This is a genomic window from Agrobacterium tumefaciens (genome assembly GCF_013318015.2).
GTDB lineage: Bacteria > Pseudomonadota > Alphaproteobacteria > Rhizobiales > Rhizobiaceae > Agrobacterium > Agrobacterium tumefaciens.
Genome location: NZ_CP115842.1, coordinates 1,553,107 through 1,571,482 on the forward strand (window position 1 = coordinate 1,553,107; position 18,376 = coordinate 1,571,482).

17 protein-coding genes are annotated in these 18,376 nt (G+C 59.7%); 13 read left to right on the forward strand and 4 right to left on the reverse strand.

Translation table 11 applies throughout. From position 1 onward, the window contains the following. Positions 1 to 3: 3 nt before the first annotated feature. From G6L97_RS20580 to G6L97_RS20590, 3 genes are all read right to left on the reverse strand, one after another. On the reverse strand, positions 4 to 981 hold the full coding sequence (locus tag G6L97_RS20580; RefSeq protein ID WP_013762231.1) for an ABC transporter permease: 978 nt from the start codon (positions 979 to 981) through the stop codon (positions 4 to 6). 10 nt (positions 982 to 991) lie between these two features. Next, on the reverse strand, positions 992 to 2,032 hold the full coding sequence (locus tag G6L97_RS20585) for an ABC transporter permease (protein ID WP_013762232.1): 1,041 nt from the start codon (positions 2,030 to 2,032) through the stop codon (positions 992 to 994). Between the two features lie 139 nt (positions 2,033 to 2,171). Then, on the reverse strand, positions 2,172 to 3,212 hold the full coding sequence (locus tag G6L97_RS20590; RefSeq protein ID WP_003518216.1) for a sugar ABC transporter substrate-binding protein: 1,041 nt from the start codon (positions 3,210 to 3,212) through the stop codon (positions 2,172 to 2,174). Between the two features lie 151 nt (positions 3,213 to 3,363). Here G6L97_RS20590 and G6L97_RS20595 point away from each other — a divergent pair, with 151 nt between their 5' ends. The 6 genes from G6L97_RS20595 to G6L97_RS20620 are packed head-to-tail and all read left to right on the forward strand — an operon-like array spanning position 3,364 to position 9,419. Beyond that, positions 3,364 to 4,113 carry a GntR family transcriptional regulator gene (locus G6L97_RS20595; protein WP_003518215.1) on the forward strand — a complete coding sequence of 250 codons (750 nt, stop codon included), beginning with the start codon at positions 3,364 to 3,366 and terminating at the stop codon, positions 4,111 to 4,113. Between the two features lie 22 nt (positions 4,114 to 4,135). Beyond that, positions 4,136 to 4,876: an SDR family NAD(P)-dependent oxidoreductase gene (locus tag G6L97_RS20600; RefSeq protein ID WP_003518213.1), complete on the forward strand. Its 741-nt coding sequence runs from the start codon at positions 4,136 to 4,138 to the stop codon at positions 4,874 to 4,876. A 19-nt stretch (positions 4,877 to 4,895) separates the two neighbouring features. Beyond that, positions 4,896 to 6,368 (forward strand): mannitol dehydrogenase family protein, encoded by a 1,473-nt coding sequence (locus G6L97_RS20605; protein ID WP_013762233.1) that lies wholly within the window; start codon positions 4,896 to 4,898, stop codon positions 6,366 to 6,368. A gap of 3 nt (positions 6,369 to 6,371) precedes the next feature. Continuing rightward, positions 6,372 to 7,565: a mannonate dehydratase gene (gene uxuA / locus G6L97_RS20610; RefSeq protein WP_013762234.1), complete on the forward strand. Its 1,194-nt coding sequence runs from the start codon at positions 6,372 to 6,374 to the stop codon at positions 7,563 to 7,565. Then, positions 7,562 to 8,551, forward strand: a complete 990-nt coding sequence (locus G6L97_RS20615) for an aldo/keto reductase (RefSeq protein ID WP_065687434.1) — start codon at positions 7,562 to 7,564, stop codon at positions 8,549 to 8,551. Before uxuA ends, G6L97_RS20615 begins: the two co-directional genes overlap by 4 nt. 25 nt (positions 8,552 to 8,576) lie before the next feature. Beyond that, the gene (locus G6L97_RS20620) at positions 8,577 to 9,419 is read left to right on the forward strand and encodes an amidohydrolase family protein (protein WP_013762236.1); all 843 of its coding nucleotides are present in this window, start codon (positions 8,577 to 8,579) and stop codon (positions 9,417 to 9,419) included. Positions 9,420 to 9,503: 84 nt separating this feature from the next. Here G6L97_RS20620 and G6L97_RS20625 read toward each other — a convergent pair whose 3' ends face one another. Further along, a complete protein-coding gene (locus tag G6L97_RS20625; protein WP_013762237.1) occupies positions 9,504 to 10,730 on the reverse strand; it encodes an MFS transporter in 1,227 nt (408 codons plus the stop codon). A gap of 121 nt (positions 10,731 to 10,851) precedes the next feature. Here G6L97_RS20625 and G6L97_RS20630 point away from each other — a divergent pair, with 121 nt between their 5' ends. The 7 genes from G6L97_RS20630 (at position 10,852) to G6L97_RS20660 (ending at position 18,356) form a co-directional block, all read left to right on the forward strand. Then, on the forward strand, positions 10,852 to 11,442 hold the full coding sequence (locus G6L97_RS20630; RefSeq protein ID WP_003518207.1) for a TetR/AcrR family transcriptional regulator: 591 nt from the start codon (positions 10,852 to 10,854) through the stop codon (positions 11,440 to 11,442). A 295-nt stretch (positions 11,443 to 11,737) separates the two neighbouring features. Then, on the forward strand, positions 11,738 to 12,775 hold the full coding sequence (locus G6L97_RS20635) for an NAD(P)-dependent alcohol dehydrogenase (protein WP_013762238.1): 1,038 nt from the start codon (positions 11,738 to 11,740) through the stop codon (positions 12,773 to 12,775). Positions 12,776 to 13,153: 378 nt separating this feature from the next. Next, positions 13,154 to 14,038 (forward strand): AraC family transcriptional regulator, encoded by an 885-nt coding sequence (locus tag G6L97_RS20640; RefSeq protein ID WP_003518205.1) that lies wholly within the window; start codon positions 13,154 to 13,156, stop codon positions 14,036 to 14,038. Positions 14,039 to 14,133: 95 nt separating this feature from the next. Further along, positions 14,134 to 15,045 carry an ABC transporter substrate-binding protein gene (locus G6L97_RS20645; RefSeq protein ID WP_013762239.1) on the forward strand — a complete coding sequence of 304 codons (912 nt, stop codon included), beginning with the start codon at positions 14,134 to 14,136 and terminating at the stop codon, positions 15,043 to 15,045. Between the two features lie 71 nt (positions 15,046 to 15,116). Continuing rightward, on the forward strand, positions 15,117 to 16,619 hold the full coding sequence (locus G6L97_RS20650; protein ID WP_013762240.1) for a sugar ABC transporter ATP-binding protein: 1,503 nt from the start codon (positions 15,117 to 15,119) through the stop codon (positions 16,617 to 16,619). After that, on the forward strand, positions 16,609 to 17,586 hold the full coding sequence (locus tag G6L97_RS20655; protein ID WP_003518202.1) for an ABC transporter permease: 978 nt from the start codon (positions 16,609 to 16,611) through the stop codon (positions 17,584 to 17,586). The genes G6L97_RS20650 and G6L97_RS20655 overlap by 11 nt, the downstream gene beginning before the upstream one ends. 38 nt (positions 17,587 to 17,624) lie before the next feature. Next, positions 17,625 to 18,356, forward strand: a complete 732-nt coding sequence (locus G6L97_RS20660; protein WP_013762241.1) for an SDR family oxidoreductase — start codon at positions 17,625 to 17,627, stop codon at positions 18,354 to 18,356. Positions 18,357 to 18,376: the final 20 nt, after the last annotated feature.

An 18,376-nucleotide genomic window follows, 5' to 3' on the forward strand; every position in this document is an offset into this window, starting at 1 on the left:
ATGTCAGGCCTTTCCTGTCTTTTTGCCGAGATGCGTTTCGCGCAGGCGGTTGATGCCGACGGCGGCGAGGATCATTGCGCCAAGCACCACCTGCACGAGGAACGGATCGATGGAGAACAGCACGAGTGCCTGCGTGATGATGGCGACGATGACGACGCCGAGCAGGGTCGCCCCGACGCTGACATGCCCGCCAGCCAGTACGGCACCGCCGATAACGGGTGCGGCAAAGGACAGGATGAGCCAGTCATCGCCAATGGAAGGCTGGCCGATCTGCAGGCGGGATACGAGCAGAATGCCGGCGACCGACGCCAGAAGGCCGGAAATGCCGTGCGCCACAATCATTGTCGTGCGGATCGAAATGCCGGAAAGCTCTGCCGCATGGCTGTTGCCGCCAATGGCAAGGATGAAGCGGCCTATCGGCTGGCGGCGCAGCATGAACCACAGCGCGAATGCGATGATGATGGTGGGTGCTGCGAGCCACGGAACTGGGCCGACGAGCAGCGCCGAGCCGAAGGCTTTCACCGATTCCGGCACGCCGTAGAACGGCTCCGCCCGGGTGATGCCAAGGTTGATACCCTTGTAGATCGACAGCGTCGCCAGTGTGATGACGAAGGCGGAAATGCCGGTGATGGCAATCAGCAGACCGTTGAGCATGCCGCAGACAACACCGATCAGCACCGCGGCAATGGCGGCCACCGGTGCCGGAAACCCCCAGACCTGCATCAGTCCCGCAAAGGAGATTGCCGCCAGTCCGCCGATTGCGCCCACGGACAGGTTCATCTGGCCAATGGCAATGATGATCATCTGGGAAAAGGCGATGAGCGCATTGACCGCAATTGCAAGAAGCAGAATCTGGATGTTGAAGGAAGAGAGGAAGTTGGGGCTGAAGCTGCGGATAAGCGCGATTGCCAGCGCCGTGACCAATAGGGGGCCGAACCAGTCGGTTCTGGCAAGGCGTAGAAGGGTGTTGTCGGTCTTCATCGTCCAGTCCTCAAGCCAGGTTGCGTCGGGCGAGATAGCTTCGCCGCGCCTTGTCCATCAAAACCGCTAGCAACAGCAGCAGGCCGAGAAATGTCTGGACCCAGAATTCACCGAGCTGAAGCAGCAGCAGGCCGCTGGTGAGCATGGTGACCAAAAGTGCGCCAAGACAGGTGCCGAGCACCGAAACTTTGCCGCCCTGCAAAAGCGTGCCACCGAGAACCGGGCCGAGAAAAGCTGGCAGAAGCCAGTCCTGCCCAAGCTGGCCTGCCATGGAAGGAATGGCGGCGCCCGTGCGCGTCACCAGCATCAGGGCGGCGAGTGCTGCAAGCAGGCCCGACAGCACGTGACAGGCAATGAAGATACGGTCGACCCGAATGCCGGAAAGTTCCGCCGCTTCCGGGCGCGCGCCTGCCGCCAGCATTTCGCGGCCAAGAACGGTGCGCCGGTAGAGAAAGGACAGGGCGAGCGCCGTTGCAAGCGTGACGAGAAGCAGCGGCGAGAAATAGGTCGCGAGCTTCATTTTTCCGAAGGCTGCGAAGATCGGCGGTAGGCCACGGTAGGCCTCGGCGCGCGTCAGGAAGATCATCACGCCGAAAAAGATGCTCATGGTGGCAAGCGTGATGATGAAGCTGTGCAGCCCCGTGCGGATGACGGTCCAGCCATTGACGAAACCGAGCGACGCGCCGGTGGAGAGACCGCCAATGAGGGCGAGCGGCCACGGCACGCCAAGCACCTCGATCAGATAACCACAGGCCATGGCCGCCGAGACGCCGATCGCTCCAACGGCAAGATTAAGGCCGCCGGTCACGATCACCGCCATCATCGACAGGCCGATCATGATGTTGATCGCGGCACTGCGACCAAGCGTGAACAGATTGAAAGGCGAAAGGAAGCCGCTGGCCGCGACGCCGAAAATGACGGCGAAGACGACGATCAGCAGAATGAGGCCGAATTCATTGGTCAGAAAAAAGCGGCCTTGCGAAAGGCTGGACCCCATTCGTCTGTCGCCCTCCTGCGAGCCCTTTGTGAGCAAAGTATCGTTCACGGTCATGAAACTGTCCCGGTATTGGTTCGCCCGAAGCGCCTGCGCGGGTCGCCTGGTCATTGCGCTGCCGCCTGAAAGAATATTTTCTGGCGGGGCAGATTGCAGGGCGCGGTCGTTTGCCGCCCGGCAATCGCTCGAGGCATGATTAGTTGCAGCTCAGATAGGTCGTATCGAAGTTGGTGAGCAGCTTTTTGGTCTCGGCGCGCATGGCATCGATGTAGTTGTCCACCTTGGCGGCATCGACATAGGCGGTGCCGGAATCGATGAACTTGGTCGTCAGCGCATTGGATTTGAACGGCGCATCTTCCTTCACCTTGCAGCCGGCCTGAAGTTTGCTCAGTGCAAACGCGCCGATATAACCCTGGCCATAGGGGTTCTGAAGCATCGTGCCGTCGACGAAACCGTCCTTGATCGCTTTCAGCACGACTTCGTCGTGGTCGATGCCGACCATGTGGATGCGCTTGTCGCCGATCTTGCGCAGTGCGTTGGAGGCAACGACCGCAGGAACCCAGGCTGTGGTCACGATGCCGTCCACTTCGGAAGCGTGGGCGGCCAGGTAGGCGCTGATCTTTTCTTCCGCCGGTTCCGGCGCGTCGATATCGGCGATGACCTGAACGACCTCGGCGCCGGCTTCGTCAGCTGCCTTTTTCACGGCATCGATACGAAGCTGGGTGTTGGGGTCAACAAGGAAGCCGGTGAAATGGGCGATGCGTTTTTTGCCCGTTCCCATCGCCTTGATCAGCTCCTTGGTGCCGAGATAAGCGGAATTACCGGTGTCGGTACCAAGGCAGAAGGCGGCGGGCGAGGGGTCCTTGAAGCATCCGGCGCCAGCAATCACATTCGCGCCGTTGCCGGTCAGTTCCTCTGCTGTCGAGACCGCGCCGACGGGATCGCCTGGGAAAATCAGGAAGCCGTTATAACCCTGGCTCAGAAGGCTTTCGAGAAGCTGGTTCTGCTGTGCCAGTTCCCACTTTTGCGGCACCTTATAGTCGGCGCCAGCCAGGCCGAAGTCCTTGGCCGCGTCCTTGCCGGCCTGTTCCCAGGCGGCGAAATAAGGGTGCGGACCGCCCGGAACGAGGGCGATCTTGCTGGCGTCCGCCGCCTGCGCGACACCGCACGCTCCCGCGCCGATGATTGCGGCAGCGACGAGGCTGCGCATGAAATACGTCATGTTTTTCTCCTCCATGAAACGGCCTGCTCCTTAAAAAAAGCGACTGGAACCTCCCTTAATCGCTCTTTCTCCCAACAGCCGACTTGCGTAAGCGCCATGGACACTAGTATACTTGTATCCAAGTAGCAATGAGATTTTCACGACCGCCTTTTGAAGGGGAGCGTTCATGACGAAAAACACCACTGCCGGTTTCACTGGGCGCGGCGCTCATCAAGAGGCCCCCGGCTCCGGAATCGAAAGCGTGGAGCTTGTGGTCAATCGTTATGGCTCGGTTGCCGATCAGGTTCATGCGGCGTTGCGTCAGGCGATCGTCGAGGTCCGCCTAGCGCCCGGGGCACCGATCAGTGAAAACTCGATCTGCCGTCAGTTTTCGGTGTCGCGCACCCCGGTGCGTGCCGCGATCCAGCGCCTGTCGGAAGAGGGTCTTGTGGACGTCTATCCGCAACTCGGCAGCTTTGTTGCGCCGATCAGGCTTGGCGAAATTCAGGACAGCCATTTTATCCGCCGTTCACTCGAAGTGGCTTTGCTGCGCGAAGTCGCGCCGAAGTGGACGAAAGAAATGAGCCGTACGATGCGCGACGTCATCGCCGAGCAGGAAAGAGTGATTGCCGCCAACGACGCATCCGGCTTCTTCCATGCCGACGAGGCGTTTCATCGCCTGCTTGGCACGTTTTCCGGTCGCGAAGGTGTCTGGCAGGCGATCCTTGCCGCCAAGGTGACCCTGTCGCGGTTCCATCGTTATTGGGCAAAGCCGGAACGATTGCCCGCCGTCATCGAAGAGCATCTGGCAGTCGTGGATGCTCTCGACCGTGGCGATGCCGAAGGTGCGGAAAAGGCGCTGGTGACGCATCTGGATATGGTTTTCGTGATCTACGAACAGTTGCCTGAAGAAGAGCGGAAGCATTTGTCCATTTGATAGTGGACGTGGAGGAGACAGAATGGAACTGAAACACAAGACGGCGCTCGTGACAGGCGCTTGTGGCGGCATCGGCCGTGCCGTGGTTGCGGCGCTGGTCGCGCAAGGGGCGAGGGTAATCGCCTTCGATCGCGACATCGAAGCTGTTGCGGCGCTTGCGGAGGGGTTTGGCGGTGCTTGTGATCCCGTCGCTGTCGATCTCGGCGATGCGACGGCGCTGCAGGCCGTCATGAAAGATGTCGCCAACCGTTTCGAGGTCATAGACATTCTCGTCAACAATGCCGGTGTGCTGTCGCCGCACAAGCTAGGAGCGACCACGCTTGATGACTGGCACAGGCTGATGGCCGTCAATCTCGATGCCGCCCTGCTGCTGACGCAGGCCGTCGTTCCCGCCATGAAGGAAAACCGCTGGGGGCGGCTGATCAACATCTCGTCCTATGCCTGGAAGTCCGGCGGCCTGACGGCGGGCACGGCCTATTCGGTCTCGAAATCGGCGCTGGTGGGCCTCACTTACTCGTCCGCTCGCGAACTTGCCCCTTTCGGCGTCACCGCCAATGCAGTCGCGCCGGCCTATGTGGTTTCGCCGATGATCATGGAGCAACTGTCAGAGGAAGACCGCCAGCGCCAGCTTGCAGCCATTCCGGTCGGGCGGTTCTGCCAGCCGGAAGAGGTGGCCCATACAGTAGGTTTCCTCGCCTCGCCGCTGTCCGGCTTCATGACCGGCACGGTCGTTGACATGAATGGCGGCCTGCAATTCGGCTGAGATACGGAGATAAATAACCATGACAGAACGCCTCTCGTCCCTTGCGTTGCAGCATCTGCCAAACGACGTCCTTTTGCCCGCCTATGATCGCAAAGCGGTGACACCGGGCATCGTGCATCTTGGCGTTGGCGCTTTTCACCGCGCCCATCAGGCCGTCTTCATCGATGATTGCCTGGCGCGGGGCGAAAGCGGCTGGGGCATTGTCGCTGCCTCGCTGCGCAGCCCCGATACTCGCGATGCCATCGCGCCGCAGGACAATCTCTATACATTCTGCCTGCGTGACGGTGAAAACGAAACGCTGCGGATTGTCGGTTCAATCCTCGAGACCATCGTCGCTCCTGAGGATCCGGAGCGGCTGCTGCAAGCCATGACCGATCCGCGGGTCAGAATCGTCACGTTGACGGTCACGGAAAAGGGTTACCTCGCCGATTTGTCGGCGGGCACGCTTCTTCGTGACCATCCCGATGTCGTTCATGATCTGGCGCATCCGCAAAAGCCGCGCTCCGCGCTCGGTTTTCTGCTGGAAGCGACAAGACGCCGGCGGGCCGCCGCGGCTGTGCCGCTGACTTTGCTCTCCTGCGACAATCTTCCGTCCAACGGTCGCATCCTGCACCGTCTTCTGGTGGAGATGGCTGGTCTCACCGATAATGATCTCGCTGCCTTCATCGCGGAAAATCTCTCCTGCCCCTGCGTCATGGTGGACCGCATCGTGCCCGCCACCACCGCAACTGACCGCGAGCGTGTGACGGCGCGTCTCGGCTGCGAGGATGCCTGGCCGGTAATTGCGGAACCCTACTTCCGCTGGGTAATCGAGGATCGCTTTCCGCACGGTCGCCCCGGCATCGAGCTGTCAGGTGCCGAAATCGTTGATGAGGTCGAGCCGTATGAGCATATGAAGCTCAGGATGCTGAATGGCGCTCACACCGCCATGGCCGCAATCGGTCAATGCAGCGGGCTTGAGACGATCTCCGATATCTATGCCGATGCGCGTGTACGCGGTTACGTCGACCGTTACTGGCGGGAGGTTGGTTCGACATTGAGCCCGGCCGTCAGTGGTCCGGATTACGTTGCCGGTCTGCGCCAGCGTTTCGCCAACCCCGCCCTTCGTCATCGCGCCGCCCAGATCGCCTCTGACGCTTCACAGAAAGTGCCGCAACGCATTCTCGCGCCGCTTGCGGAGCTGCGTGCCGCAGGCGCGCCGCATACGGCCGCTCTTTTTGCGGTTGCGATGTGGATACGGTCCTGCGCAGCGCTGAACGAGCGGGGAGAGGCAATTGTCATGGCCGATCCGGCATTTTCCGAATGGAGTGCACCCACCGGCAACGGCGAAGAGCAGGACGCGGTCATCGACCGGTTTTTAACATTCCGTCGCGTCTTCGGGCCTGAATGGCAGGCGGATGAGGCATTCGTAACGGCGCTTCGGGCGGCCTATCGCGACATCGTCCAATACGGCGCGCTCGGCGCCATCGAACGGCATTTTTCGGAGGAGTAGAATATGAAGGAAACCTGGCGCTGGTTCGGTGAATCGGACCCCATCACCTTGCAGCATGTGCGGCAGACCGGCGCCAGCGGCGTTGTAACGGCGCTGCACCAGATCCCCGACGGCACGGCGTGGCCGGCCGAAGAGATCGCCAAACGCAAGGCGATGATCGAGGCGGCCGGCTTGGAATGGAGTGTCTGCGAATCCATTCCGATGGAACAGTCCATCAAGCGCGGCGATGCCGATGCGCCGAAGGCGATTGCGCGCTGGAAAGATACACTCTCCCGTCTCGGTCACGCGGGCGTTCCCGTCGTCTGCTACAATTTCATGCCGGTGGTGGACTGGACACGCACGAACCTGCGCTGGCAGGCACGCAATACCGGATTGGCGCTGCGCTTCGAAATGGCGGATTTCGTCGCCTATGACGTCTTCATCCTGAAGCGTGTTCTTGCTGCTGAAAATTACGATCCTGCCCTCGTGGCGCGAGCCGAAAAGCGTTTTGCGCAAATGAGCGAAGATGACCAGTCGCTTCTCGAGCGTAACATCATCGCCGGCCTGCCGGGCGGCGCCCTGGTGCAGACGCGCGAATCCATCGCCGCTCTGATTGCTTCGTTCGATGGCATCGACAGCGCGACCATGCAGGGCAATCTTCTGGCCTTTCTGAGAGAGGTCGTGCCGGTGGCGGAAGAGGTGGGGGTGCATCTCGGCATCCACCCTGATGATCCACCGTTCTCCCTGTTCGGCCTGCCGCGCGTTGTCTCGACACCTGCAGATATTCGCGCCATCCTCTCGGCCGTTGAAAGCCCGAACAATGGCATCACCCTTTGTACCGGCTCATACGGCGCCCGTAGCGACAATGATCTTGTGGCGATGGCACGGGAGTTCGCGTCTCGCATCAATTTCGCCCATCTTCGGAATGTGACCGTTGAAGCGGATGGTTCCTTCTTTGAGGACGATCATCTGGATGGCGGAACGGACATGATTGGAGTCATCGAGGCATTGTTGCGCGAGGAGCGGGCCGCCGCCAAGGCTGGCCGCCGCACCAATATTCCAATGCGGCCTGACCACGGCCATCTGCTGGGTGATGACATCACCAAAAAGACCAATCCCGGATATTCCTACATTGGCCGCATGAAGGGGCTCGGCGAACTCCGCGGCGTCATCCGCACCATTGAGCGCCAGCTTCGCCGCGAGGAGGGTACCGCATGAAAACCCGCAAACTTGGTCGCACGGCGCTGTCGCTGAGCGAACTTTCCTTCGGCGCGGCCGGTATCGGTAATCTCTATCGCAGCGTCAGCCGCGAAGATGCGATGGAGACGTTGCAAGCCGCCTGGGACGCCGGCATCCGCTATTTCGATACCGCACCCTATTACGGGCAGGGCCTTTCCGAACGCCGCCTCGGGGATTTTCTTCAGGGGAAACCACGCGACGAATTCGTGCTGTCCACCAAGGTCGGGCGGATCCTGAAACCGGCTGAAGCGGGCGTGACACCAGATTACGGTTTTGTCGATGCACTGCCTTTCGTGGTGGAATACGACTACAGCTATGATGGCATCATGCGCTCGCATGAACTGAGCCTCGCCCGGCTTGGTCTCGGTTCAGTGGATATTCTCTATGTCCACGACCTGGAGGAGACCACGCTTGGGGAAGAGGCCTATCGCCATCATTTCAGGATATTCACCGAAAGCGGCATCGAGGCCCTGCACGAGTTGAAGGCGACAGGCCGGATCGGCGCGTTCGGTCTTGGCGTGAATGAGGTTCCGGCTTGTCTGAACCTCATGGAGATAGACGAGATCGACTGCATTCTTCTGGCGGGTCGTTATACGCTGCTCGACCGGTCGGCTGCAGCAAAGCTGCTGGGGCGTTGTGCGGAAACCGGCACCTCGCTCGTCATCGGCGGCGTCTTCAACTCTGGCATTCTTGCGACGGGGGCAAGGCCGGGTGCGACTTTCAACTATAGTGAAGCAGCAGCAGATGTCATGGAGCGGGTGCGCGCCATGGAGGTCCACGCTGCCGGGCACGGGGTTGCACTTGCGGCCGCTGCCCTGCATTTTCCGCTACAAAATGCCGATGTCGCAAGTGTCCTGATCGGCACCGCAAAACCGGACAGCCTTTTGCGCAACCTGTCTATTTTCGAAACGGCCGTGCCGGATGCCGCCTGGGCGGGTTTCGACGCGCTCGCCCTCGAAAATTAACTGCAACGACAGGGAGGAGGACGCCATGGATCTGATCGATACCCACCAGCATCTGATCTTGCGAGGCAAGCTCGGTTATGCCTGGACACGAGGGGAGCCCAGCCTTGCGGGAAGCTTCACCCAGGCTGATTACGCAGCGCTTGTCGAGGGATGTGGCGTAGTGGGTACGATCTTCATGGAAAGCGGGGTGGATGACGGCGACTATCAGGCTGAGGCTCGCCTCATCGCCAGCATGATCGGCGAGGGTGCCTTGCCGATGTTCGGCCAGATCGCCAGTTGCCGACCGGAAACGGATAATGGTTTCGAAGCCTGGCTGGAGGAGTGCCGCCACCTCAACGTGGTCGGTTTCCGGCGCATTCTCCACGTTATGCCCGACGACCTTAGCCGCGAGGAAAATTACCGACGAAACGTGCGCACGATTGGAAAGGCCGGATGGCCGGTCGATCTGTGTTTTCATTCCCGCCAGCTTGCCATTGCCGCCGAACTTGTCGGGGCCTGCCCCGATGTGCGCTTCATGCTCGACCATTGCGGCACGCCGGACATTGCCGGAAACGATTTTCGGGAGTGGAGTGGGCGTATGGCCGACTTGGCGACGCTGCCCAATCTCTTCGTCAAACTCTCCGGCATCACCGCCTATTGTGCACCGGGATGCGCGACGCTGGAAAGCGTGACACCCTATGTGGAAACCGTGCTCAACCTGTTCGGACCTGAGAGAATGGTCTGGGGCGGCGACTGGCCGGTGGTCGATCTCGGCTCGGGTCTACCGGAATGGATCGGTATGACGAGTGAGCTTCTTTCAACGCTCTCGCCCGACGAGCAGGCATCGATCGGCCACCGCAATGCCAGACTGTTTTATTTGGCGACATAGCTTGCAGCTTTTCATGCCGATTGTGCATTGCGTCGGCCGGATATGCCAAGAAGCGCGCCGGCGCGCGCTTCATACGCCTGTGCTTTACTCGGCTGGCTGCGCTACGGTTGTCGTCGCAGAGCGGTTGGTCTCTCCAGAAAGGCTGCGCTGACCGAGGCTGATAATGGTGACTGTCGACAGGGTGGCGGCAATCGATACCCAGAAGCCGTTGCTCGGGCCGAAATTATCGATCACCCAGCCGGAAATAAAGGCGCCGAGCGCCATGCCGATACCGATGCCGGTCATCACCCAGGTCACGCCTTCCGTCAGCATCGATTCCGGCACGCGGCGCTCGATCAGGCCAAATGCCGTGATGAAGATGGGAGAGATTGCAACGCCGCTGAGGAATACGGCGAAGGCAAGCAGGGAAACTGTCGTGCTTGCAAAGAGGAGCGGCAGCGCGGTGAGCGCAAGGACGCTGACGGCGATCAGCAATTGCCTTTGCAGCGGCATTTTGGGGTTGATCGCGCCCAGAAGCAGGCCGACGACAAACGAACCGATGGCATAGACGCCGATGACGAGGCTGGCAGCTTCCGGTTGACCGAGTTCTTTGGTGATGGCAACGGCACTTACCTCGGCTGTGGCGAAAGTCGAGCCTACGAAGATCAGGGCGACCGTGATGATCTGGACCGAACGCAGCCGGATAGCCGAATGTTGCCTGCTGCCACTTTCAACCGCGCGTACCTTGGGTTCGGTCGATCGTTGCAACAGGAAGGCAAAGGTACCGAGTGCCAGCGAGGCGGTGCTGATCATCATACCTGCTTCCGGAAAGAGTGAGACCGCGAGACCGACGGAGAGCGAGGCGCCGGCGATGTAGACAAGTTCGTCGGCGGCGGATTCAAACGCAAAAGCAGTGTTCAGCTCAGGCCGGTCACGGAAGATTTCCGTCCAGCGGGCGCGCATCATCGCGGGAATACTCGGCATGGCCGCGGCGAGGAAGGCCGAAAGAAAGAGCGTCCATGCAGGCCATCTCTGGTTGGTCGCGATAATCAGGATAGCAAAGGCGATGACCGATATGATGGTGGCCGGGACAAGGACGCTGCTCTGGCCCTTGCGGTCCACCAATCGGGAAATCTGCGGCGCAACCGCGGCATTGGTCAGCGCGAAGGTGGCCGAGACCGCACCGGCAAGCCAATATTCACCATGGGTCTGGGAAAGCATGGCGACGATGCCGATCGGTGCCATCGCAATCGGAAGACGGGCAAAGAAGCCTGCGGCGGAAAAGCCTTTGGCGCCCGGAGCCCGGAAAATTTCTCTATATGGATTAGACATCGGGATGCACCTTGTTTAGGGAGTACCCACCACAAACATACGTGGCGTATGCAAATGAAATAATTGCATACGTCGCGTATGTCAACTAGTATACGCGGCGTATGTAGAATTCGGAGAAAAAATGCGCAAACCTCGCAGTGAAATGATTGCCGAGACGCGGGCGAAGCTTCTGGTCGCTGGCCGCAAGGCATTTGGCAGCATCGGCTATGCCGAAGCTTCGATGGACGACTTCACTGCCGAAGCAGGGCTGACCCGCGGCGCGCTCTATCACCATTTTGGCGACAAGAAAGGCCTGCTGCTGGCGGTTGTGGGTGAGATCGACGCCGAGATGACGAAAAGGCTCTGTGACATCTCGTCTAGGGCCGCGACGCGTTGGGAGGGTTTCGTTGAGGAAAATGTCGGTTACATTCTCATGGCTCTGGAGCCGGAAATCCAGCGGATCATGTTCCGTGATGGGCCAGCCGTTCTCGGCGACCCTTCACGCTGGCCAAATGCCAACGGCTGTATCTCGGCCGTTGCGCGAAGTCTCGATGCGCTGAAGCAGGAAGGGACGATCGTCGACATTGATCCGGAGGCCTGTGCGCGTTTCATCAATGCGGCGAGCAGCAGTGCAGCCCAGTGGATCGCGAATTCCGACGACCCCGAAACGACCTCGAAACGCGCCGTCGACAGTTTCCGCACCTTTCTGGAAGGGCTGAGGATCACACGCTGATCCGCTTGTCGCCGGTTCTGCGTACACATCAGTGTCAATCTCGTTCCGGCTGAGTGGGTAACCCTGAGCCGGCGATATTCCCTGCAGCGCGCTGAGCGAATCGTGCTGTCTCTCTCCCCCGTAGACTCGTTAACGCGCCAGGGATGATAAGAAATTGCCGGCCCATCGATACAGTTTTTCCTCGTTGAAGAAAAACCGGCCGATCCGGCTGATTTCTGTTTACTTTTGTCGAAATTGCATCGCATCACGCTGTTTGAATTCGCTGTAAGGCCTTTCGCAAACTACGGAGGATGAGATGAAAGCACTGGTGCTGGAAGAAAAAGGAAAGCTCTCGCTCAGGGAGTTCGACATTCCCGGCAAGCTCGGACCCAAGGATGTGCGCATCCGTACCCATACCGTCGGGATTTGCGGCTCGGACGTCCATTATTACACCCATGGCAAAATCGGCCATTTCGTTGTGCATGCGCCGATGGTGCTGGGCCATGAAGCTTCCGGAACGGTAATCGAGACCGGTGCCGAGGTTGCGCATCTGAAGCCGGGTGATCGCGTCTGCATGGAGCCGGGCATTCCCGATCCGACCTCGCGCGCCTCCAAACTTGGCATTTACAATGTTGATCCGGCCGTCAGCTTCTGGGCAACGCCACCCATTCACGGTTGCCTGACACCGGAAGTCATTCATCCCGCCGCCTTTACATACAAGTTGCCCGACAACGTTTCCTTTGCCGAAGGCGCCATGGTGGAACCCTTCGCCATCGGGATGCAGGCAGCACTCAGGGCGCGTATTCAGCCCGGCGATGTTGCCATCGTGACGGGTGCCGGTCCGATCGGCATGATGGTTGCGCTGGCGGCGCTAGCCGGCGGTTGCGCAAAGGTTATCGTTGCCGATCTTGCCCAGCCGAAGCTGGATATCATCGCAGCCTATGACGGCATCGAGACCGTCAACATCCGCGAACGTGACCTGTCGCAGGCCGTGGCTGATGCGACGGATGGCTGGGGTTGCGATGTCGTTTTCGAATGCTCTGGCGCCGCACCCGCCGTGCTCGGTATGGCGAAACTCGCACGTCCCGGCGGCGCCATCGTCCTCGTCGGTATGCCGGTCGATCCGGTGCCGGTTGATATCGTCGGCTTGCAGGCAAAAGAGCTGCGGGTGGAGACGGTTTTCCGCTACGCCAATGTGTATGACCGTGCGGTCGCTCTCATCGCGTCCGGCAAGGTCGATCTGAAGCCGCTGATCTCCGCGACCATTCCCTTCGAAGACAGCATTGCCGGTTTTGACCGTGCGGTGGAGGCAAGGGAAACGGACGTGAAGCTGCAAATTCTGATGCCGCAATAATCCCTTCCGGCAAGCCGCCTGCCGATGCAGGGGCGTCAAAAACCCTTCGGAAAAGTATAAGCTCGACCTGCCGGTGATCGGCGGGTCGAGCTTTAAAAAATCATCACATCGATCTTTAAGATGCGCATTTTCTGGGCGTATGGCGTACAACTGCGCGAAAAAATGGGCGCAACCGCTGGCTTAGTTGTCGGACGATGCACGGCACTCTTCAATTTCTGACAAAAAACAGTCAAAAAAGTATCAGTAATTTCCCCGGTATGATGTGGAAGTAAACGTGCCGCAGGCCATATGCTCCCCATCAACGCCTGGGACGAGCCATAAAGAGGAATGGCTTTGCTCCGCGAATACGGCGGACGTGACCGATGGGAGGAAACATCGATGCAGCCCGATCTGGAACTGGTACATATCCGCAAGGGCGAATCCTTCGCCGCCTGGCGGCATGGCTATCCGTTCCGCACCGTGCGCTGGCATTACCATCCCGAATATGAAATTCATCTGGTCGTGGCGACGTCAGGCACGTTCTACATTGGCGATTTCGTCGGTCGCTTCGGCCCGGGCCAGCTAATCATGACTGGCCCAAATCTCCCTCAAAACTGGATCAGCGAGATCGAGCCGGACGAGATCGTTCCCACGCGCTCTCTCGTCATCCAGTTTCCGGAAGCTTTTATCGAGGATGCCTGCGCTTCCATGTCCGAGATGGAGGTAGTTCGCGCCCTTCTGGACCGCAGCCGCCGCGGCATTCTGTTCGACGATGAGACCAGCGATCGCGTTCGCCCGCTGATACTGCGTTTGATCGAGGCGCAGGGGTTGAAGCGTCTTGCGATTTTTTGGGAAATTCTCGATCTGCTGGTCAATGCGCCGGCGCCCGAGGTGCTGGCGAGCCTGAGCTACGAGCTGGACCTGACGGGCATCGGCGATAGCGGCATCAACCGCGCCTTGTCGCATCTGCGCCAGCACCTGACCGAACAGGTCGAGGAAATCGATCTGGCCGACATGGTTGGCCAGAGCCAGAGTGCCTTCTCCCGTGCCTTCAAGCGACATACGGGAACGACTTTGGTGCGCTATCGCAATCAGCTGCGCATCGATCTGGCCTGCCAGATGCTTCTGGTGGATCAGGACGTGAAGGTGGCGGAAGTCTGCTACGACGTGGGCTTTTCAAACCTTTCGAATTTCAACAGGCATTTCCTGAAGCTGAAGGGAATGTCGCCATCGAGGTTTCGTACGGTATTCGCGGCCCAGAAGGCAGCGGTCATGGCGGATTAAACCAAGATACATCGCGATTTTTCACCAATTCGGGCAGAGGACTGTCCGGAAACGGGCTCTTATTGCCCAGATTTTCCAAACGGGAGGAAGTTACTATGAGAATGAAATCCAAGTTCCTGATGGCATCGGCCGCACTTGCAATGATGGCCGCTCCGGCATTGGCACAGGACAAGCTGAAAATCGGCATGACGTTCCAGGAACTGAACAACCCCTATTTCGTGTCCATGCAGGAAGCGCTGAAGGAAGCCGCGGCAAGCATCGGCGCTGATGTTGTCGTCACCGACGCCGGCCACGATGTGGCAAAGCAGATTTCCGACGTGGAAGACATGCTGCAGCAGAAGATCGACATCCTGCTTCTGAACCCGACCGACAGCGCCGGCATCGAAGCCGCCGTGCACGCTGCCAAAGCTGCCGGCGTGATTGTCGTTGCTGTCGACGCCAACGCAAACGGCCCGGTCGACACCTTCGTCGGCTCGAAGAACCGTGACGCAGGCTACAAGTCTTGCAAGCATCTCGGTGATGCGCTCGGCGGCAAGGGTGAAGTCGCAATCCTCGACGGTATCCCGGTCGTGCCGATCCTGCAGCGCGTCGAAGGCTGCAAGGCAGCGCTTGCCGAATTTGCCGACATCAAGCTTGTCGACACGCAGAATGGTCGTCAGGACCGCTCCGTTGCGCTCGGCGTCGTTGAAAACATGATCCAGTCCCGTCCGAACCTCGCCGGTATCTTCTCGGTGAATGATGGCGGCGCAATGGGTGCCCTCGCTGCGATCCAGGGCTCCGGCAAGGACATCAAGCTGACCTCGGTTGATGGTGCTCCCGAAGCTGTGAAGGCAATTGCCGACGGCGGCCCTTTCATCGAAACGACCGCGCAGTTCCCGCGTGACCAGGTGCGCGTTGGCCTTGCCATGGCGCTTGCCCAGAAGTGGGGCGCCCGCGTCGTTCCGAAGGAAGTGCCGATCGACGTCATGGTCGTTGACAGCAAGAACGCCGGCGACTTCAGCTGGTAAGAATTCCTCCCCAGGTCCCGTCCCCGCCTCGTGTGGGGGCGGGACATGTCCCGACCATCGAGGAGGGTAAAATGCTGGAACTGAATGGAATAAGAAAAAGCTTCGGCAAGATCGAGGTCCTGCGCGGCGTTGACCTGCAGGCGCGCGCCGGCGAGGTGCATGCGCTTCTGGGAGAGAACGGCGCTGGCAAGTCGACATTGATGAAAATCCTGTGCGGCATTTTGCAGCCCTCGGAGGGCACGATCCGCATTGACGGAAAGGACCGCCGCTTCGCCAATTACGACGAGGCGATTGCCGCCGGTATCGGCATCGTGTTTCAGGAATTCAGCCTGATCCCCTATCTCGATGCGGTTGAAAACATGTTTCTGGCACGCGAAATCCGCGGACCGCTGCGCCTGCTGAACAAGCGCGCGATGCGTAAACGTGCCGCCGAAATCATGAGCCGTCTGGCCGTGGACGTTCCGCTCGATGTGCCGGTGCACCGCCTTTCCGTTGCCCAGCAGCAATTCGTGGAAATTGCCAAGGCGCTTTCACTCGATGCCCGTATTCTCGTTCTCGATGAGCCGACTGCGACGCTTACCCCGTCCGAGACCGAGCATCTCTTCAAGGTCATGCGCGAGCTGCGGCGTCAGGGTGTCGCTATCATCTTCATTTCCCATCATCTCGAGGAAATATTCGAGATCTGCGACCGCATCACCGTCCTGCGTGATGGCGAACTCATCGGCTCCTGCCTCACCTCTGACGTCGATAATGACCGTCTGGTGGAGATGATGGTCGGCCGGCGCATCGAGGCCAATTTTCCGCCCAAACCGAAGATCGATACAGCTGCGCGCAACGTGATCGAGGTCGAAGAGCTTCAACTGAAAAAAGGCGGGCCGGTCTCGCGCTTTACCCTGCGGCAGGGTGAGATACTCGGTTTTGCCGGGCTTGTCGGTTCCGGGCGCACGGAAACGGTGCTGGCCATGCTTGGCGCGCATTCCGCTTCGCGCCGCAAGATCAAGGTCGATGGCGTCGAGACCCGCTTTTCCGGCCCGGATGAGGCGCTGATGCGCGGCATTGGCCTGCTGCCGGAAAGCCGCAAGGAAGAGGGTCTGATCACCAGTTTCTCCATCCTGCAGAACATCTCCCTCAACAACTATCGCAAGTACCAGAAGGCTCACTGGTTTATCGACCTGAAAAAAGAGCTGGAGCACACGAAAAAGGCGATGGCGCAGGTTCAGGTCAAGGCACAGGGACCCTATGCCCGCGTGGACACGCTGTCCGGTGGAAACCAGCAGAAGATCGTTATCGCCCGCTGGCTGAACCATGACATGCGCGTCCTGATCTTCGACGAACCGACGCGCGGCATCGATGTCGGCGCGAAGGCGGAAATCTATGCGCTGATGCGCGAATTCGCAGCCAAGGGCTATTCGATCATCATGATCTCTTCGGAGCTGCCGGAAGTGATCGGCATGTCGGACCGCGTCTGCGTGTTCCGCTCCGGGGGCATCGTCGCCACCGTCGAGGGCGCAGACATCAATTCAGAAACAATAATGACAAACGCCACCACCGGGAGGGTTGAACATGTCGCTTGATGCAAATACCGGCATTGCCGAAAAGACGAGCGGTTTCGGCCTTGGCAGCATGCTGCGCTCGCCTCTCGCCCTGCCTCTGGCGGGCCTGATTGTCGTATCGATCCTGATGGGTCTTGCGAGCGACAATTTCTTCAGCGTGAACAACATCATGAACGTGCTGCGACAGGTTTCAGTCGTGGGCATTCTGGCCGTGGGCATGACATTCGTCATCCTCACAGGCGGCATCGACCTGTCGGTCGGCGCGGTCATGGCGCTTGTCGGCACGCTGTCTGCAGGCCTGATGGTGAATACCGGCCTGCCTGCGTCGCTCGCCTTGCCGGCCGGGCTGTTCATCGGACTTGGCATCGGTATCTTCAACGGAGCACTTGTCGCCTGGGGCAAGATGCCGGCCATCATCGTCACGCTTGCGACGATGGGAATGGCGCGCGGTCTCGGCCTCATCTACTCCGGCGGTTATCCCGTCAGCGGCATTCCGAGCTGGATTTCCTGGTTTGGCGTCGGCCGCGTTGGCGTCGTGCCGGTGCCTGTTATCATCATGGTGGTGATTTACGCCGTGGCCTGGGTGCTTTTGCAGCGTACGGCTTTCGGTCGTCACGTCTATGCACTCGGCGGCAACGAGCTGGCCGCGCGCCTCTCCGGCGTCAAGACCCGGCGCGTCAAGCTTGCCGTCTATGGTATCTCAGGCGTGACGGCAGCGCTTGCAGCTCTCATTCTGACCGGCCGGCTTATGAGCGGACAGCCCAATGCGGGTGTCGGTTTCGAGCTGGATGCCATTGCGGCCGTGGTTCTCGGCGGCACGGCGATTGCCGGCGGACGCGGGCTCATTCTTGGTACCCTTATCGGCGCGGTGCTGCTCGGCATCCTGAATAACGGCCTCAATCTCATGGGTATCAACCCTTATCTGCAGGATGTCATCAAGGGCGGCATCATTCTGCTCGCCATCTATATCGGGCGCGACTGGCGTTGAGCCCACACGTCATATCTTCAAAGAAGCAGGAGAATTAAATGTCTGAATTGCTGCAAGGCAAGATCGCGGTCATCACCGGCGCCGCGTCCGGTATTGGCCTCGCCACCACCGAGGCGCTACTGGAAAACGGTGCAACCGTCGTCATGGTCGACTGGAACGAGAAAGCCCTGAATGAACTTGTCGGTAAACTCGGCAAGCGCGCCATCGCGCAGGTCACGAACCTTCTGGATGCAGACAGCTGCAATGCCATGATCCCGGAAATCCTTGAGAAGGTCGATCACATCGATATTCTCTACTGCAACGCAGGCACTTATATTGGTGGCGATCTCACCGAAACCACGCCGGAAGCCATCGACAAGATGTTGAACCTCAACGTCAATGCCGTGATGAAGAATGTACAGGCCGTCGTGCCGCACATGTCGGAGCGCAAGACCGGCGACATCATCGTCACTTGCTCGATCGCCGGACATTTCCCGACCTATTGGGAGCCGGTCTATTCGGGTTCGAAATGGGCGATCACCAGCTTCGTGCAGGGCATGCGTCGCCAGATGATCCCGCATGGTGTGCGCGTCGCGCAGGTCTCTCCCGGCCCGGTCGTCTCGGCCCTTCTGGCAGACTGGCCGGAAGAAAATCTTCGCAAGGCCAAGGAATCGGGTAGCCTCATCGACGCGAGTGAAGTGGCCGATGCGGTGGTTTACATGCTGACCCGCAAGCGCACCGTCACCATCCGCGACATGCTGGTGCTGCCCACCAACTTCGACCGCGTTTAAACTACACTCCCAAGGAGTAT

Bases quoted from the DNA above. Each gene is read 5' to 3' on its own strand.
- G6L97_RS20580 (WP_013762231.1), bottom strand. From the start codon at position 981: ATGAAGACCGACAACACCCTTCTACGCCTTGCCAGAACCGACTGGTTC.
- G6L97_RS20655 (WP_003518202.1), top strand. From the start codon at position 16,609: ATGTCGCTTGATGCAAATACCGGCATTGCCGAAAAGACGAGCGGTTTC.
- G6L97_RS20585 (WP_013762232.1), bottom strand. From the start codon at position 2,032: ATGACCGTGAACGATACTTTGCTCACAAAGGGCTCGCAGGAGGGCGAC.
- G6L97_RS20630 (WP_003518207.1), top strand. From the start codon at position 10,852: ATGCGCAAACCTCGCAGTGAAATGATTGCCGAGACGCGGGCGAAGCTT.
- G6L97_RS20605 (WP_013762233.1), top strand. From the start codon at position 4,896: ATGACAGAACGCCTCTCGTCCCTTGCGTTGCAGCATCTGCCAAACGAC.
- G6L97_RS20595 (WP_003518215.1), top strand. From the start codon at position 3,364: ATGACGAAAAACACCACTGCCGGTTTCACTGGGCGCGGCGCTCATCAA.
- G6L97_RS20625 (WP_013762237.1), bottom strand. From the start codon at position 10,730: ATGTCTAATCCATATAGAGAAATTTTCCGGGCTCCGGGCGCCAAAGGC.
- uxuA (WP_013762234.1), top strand. From the start codon at position 6,372: ATGAAGGAAACCTGGCGCTGGTTCGGTGAATCGGACCCCATCACCTTG.
- G6L97_RS20645 (WP_013762239.1), top strand. From the start codon at position 14,134: ATGAGAATGAAATCCAAGTTCCTGATGGCATCGGCCGCACTTGCAATG.
- G6L97_RS20620 (WP_013762236.1), top strand. From the start codon at position 8,577: ATGGATCTGATCGATACCCACCAGCATCTGATCTTGCGAGGCAAGCTC.
- G6L97_RS20600 (WP_003518213.1), top strand. From the start codon at position 4,136: ATGGAACTGAAACACAAGACGGCGCTCGTGACAGGCGCTTGTGGCGGC.
- G6L97_RS20635 (WP_013762238.1), top strand. From the start codon at position 11,738: ATGAAAGCACTGGTGCTGGAAGAAAAAGGAAAGCTCTCGCTCAGGGAG.
- G6L97_RS20660 (WP_013762241.1), top strand. From the start codon at position 17,625: ATGTCTGAATTGCTGCAAGGCAAGATCGCGGTCATCACCGGCGCCGCG.
- G6L97_RS20590 (WP_003518216.1), bottom strand. From the start codon at position 3,212: ATGGAGGAGAAAAACATGACGTATTTCATGCGCAGCCTCGTCGCTGCC.
- G6L97_RS20640 (WP_003518205.1), top strand. From the start codon at position 13,154: ATGCAGCCCGATCTGGAACTGGTACATATCCGCAAGGGCGAATCCTTC.
- G6L97_RS20650 (WP_013762240.1), top strand. From the start codon at position 15,117: ATGCTGGAACTGAATGGAATAAGAAAAAGCTTCGGCAAGATCGAGGTC.
- G6L97_RS20615 (WP_065687434.1), top strand. From the start codon at position 7,562: ATGAAAACCCGCAAACTTGGTCGCACGGCGCTGTCGCTGAGCGAACTT.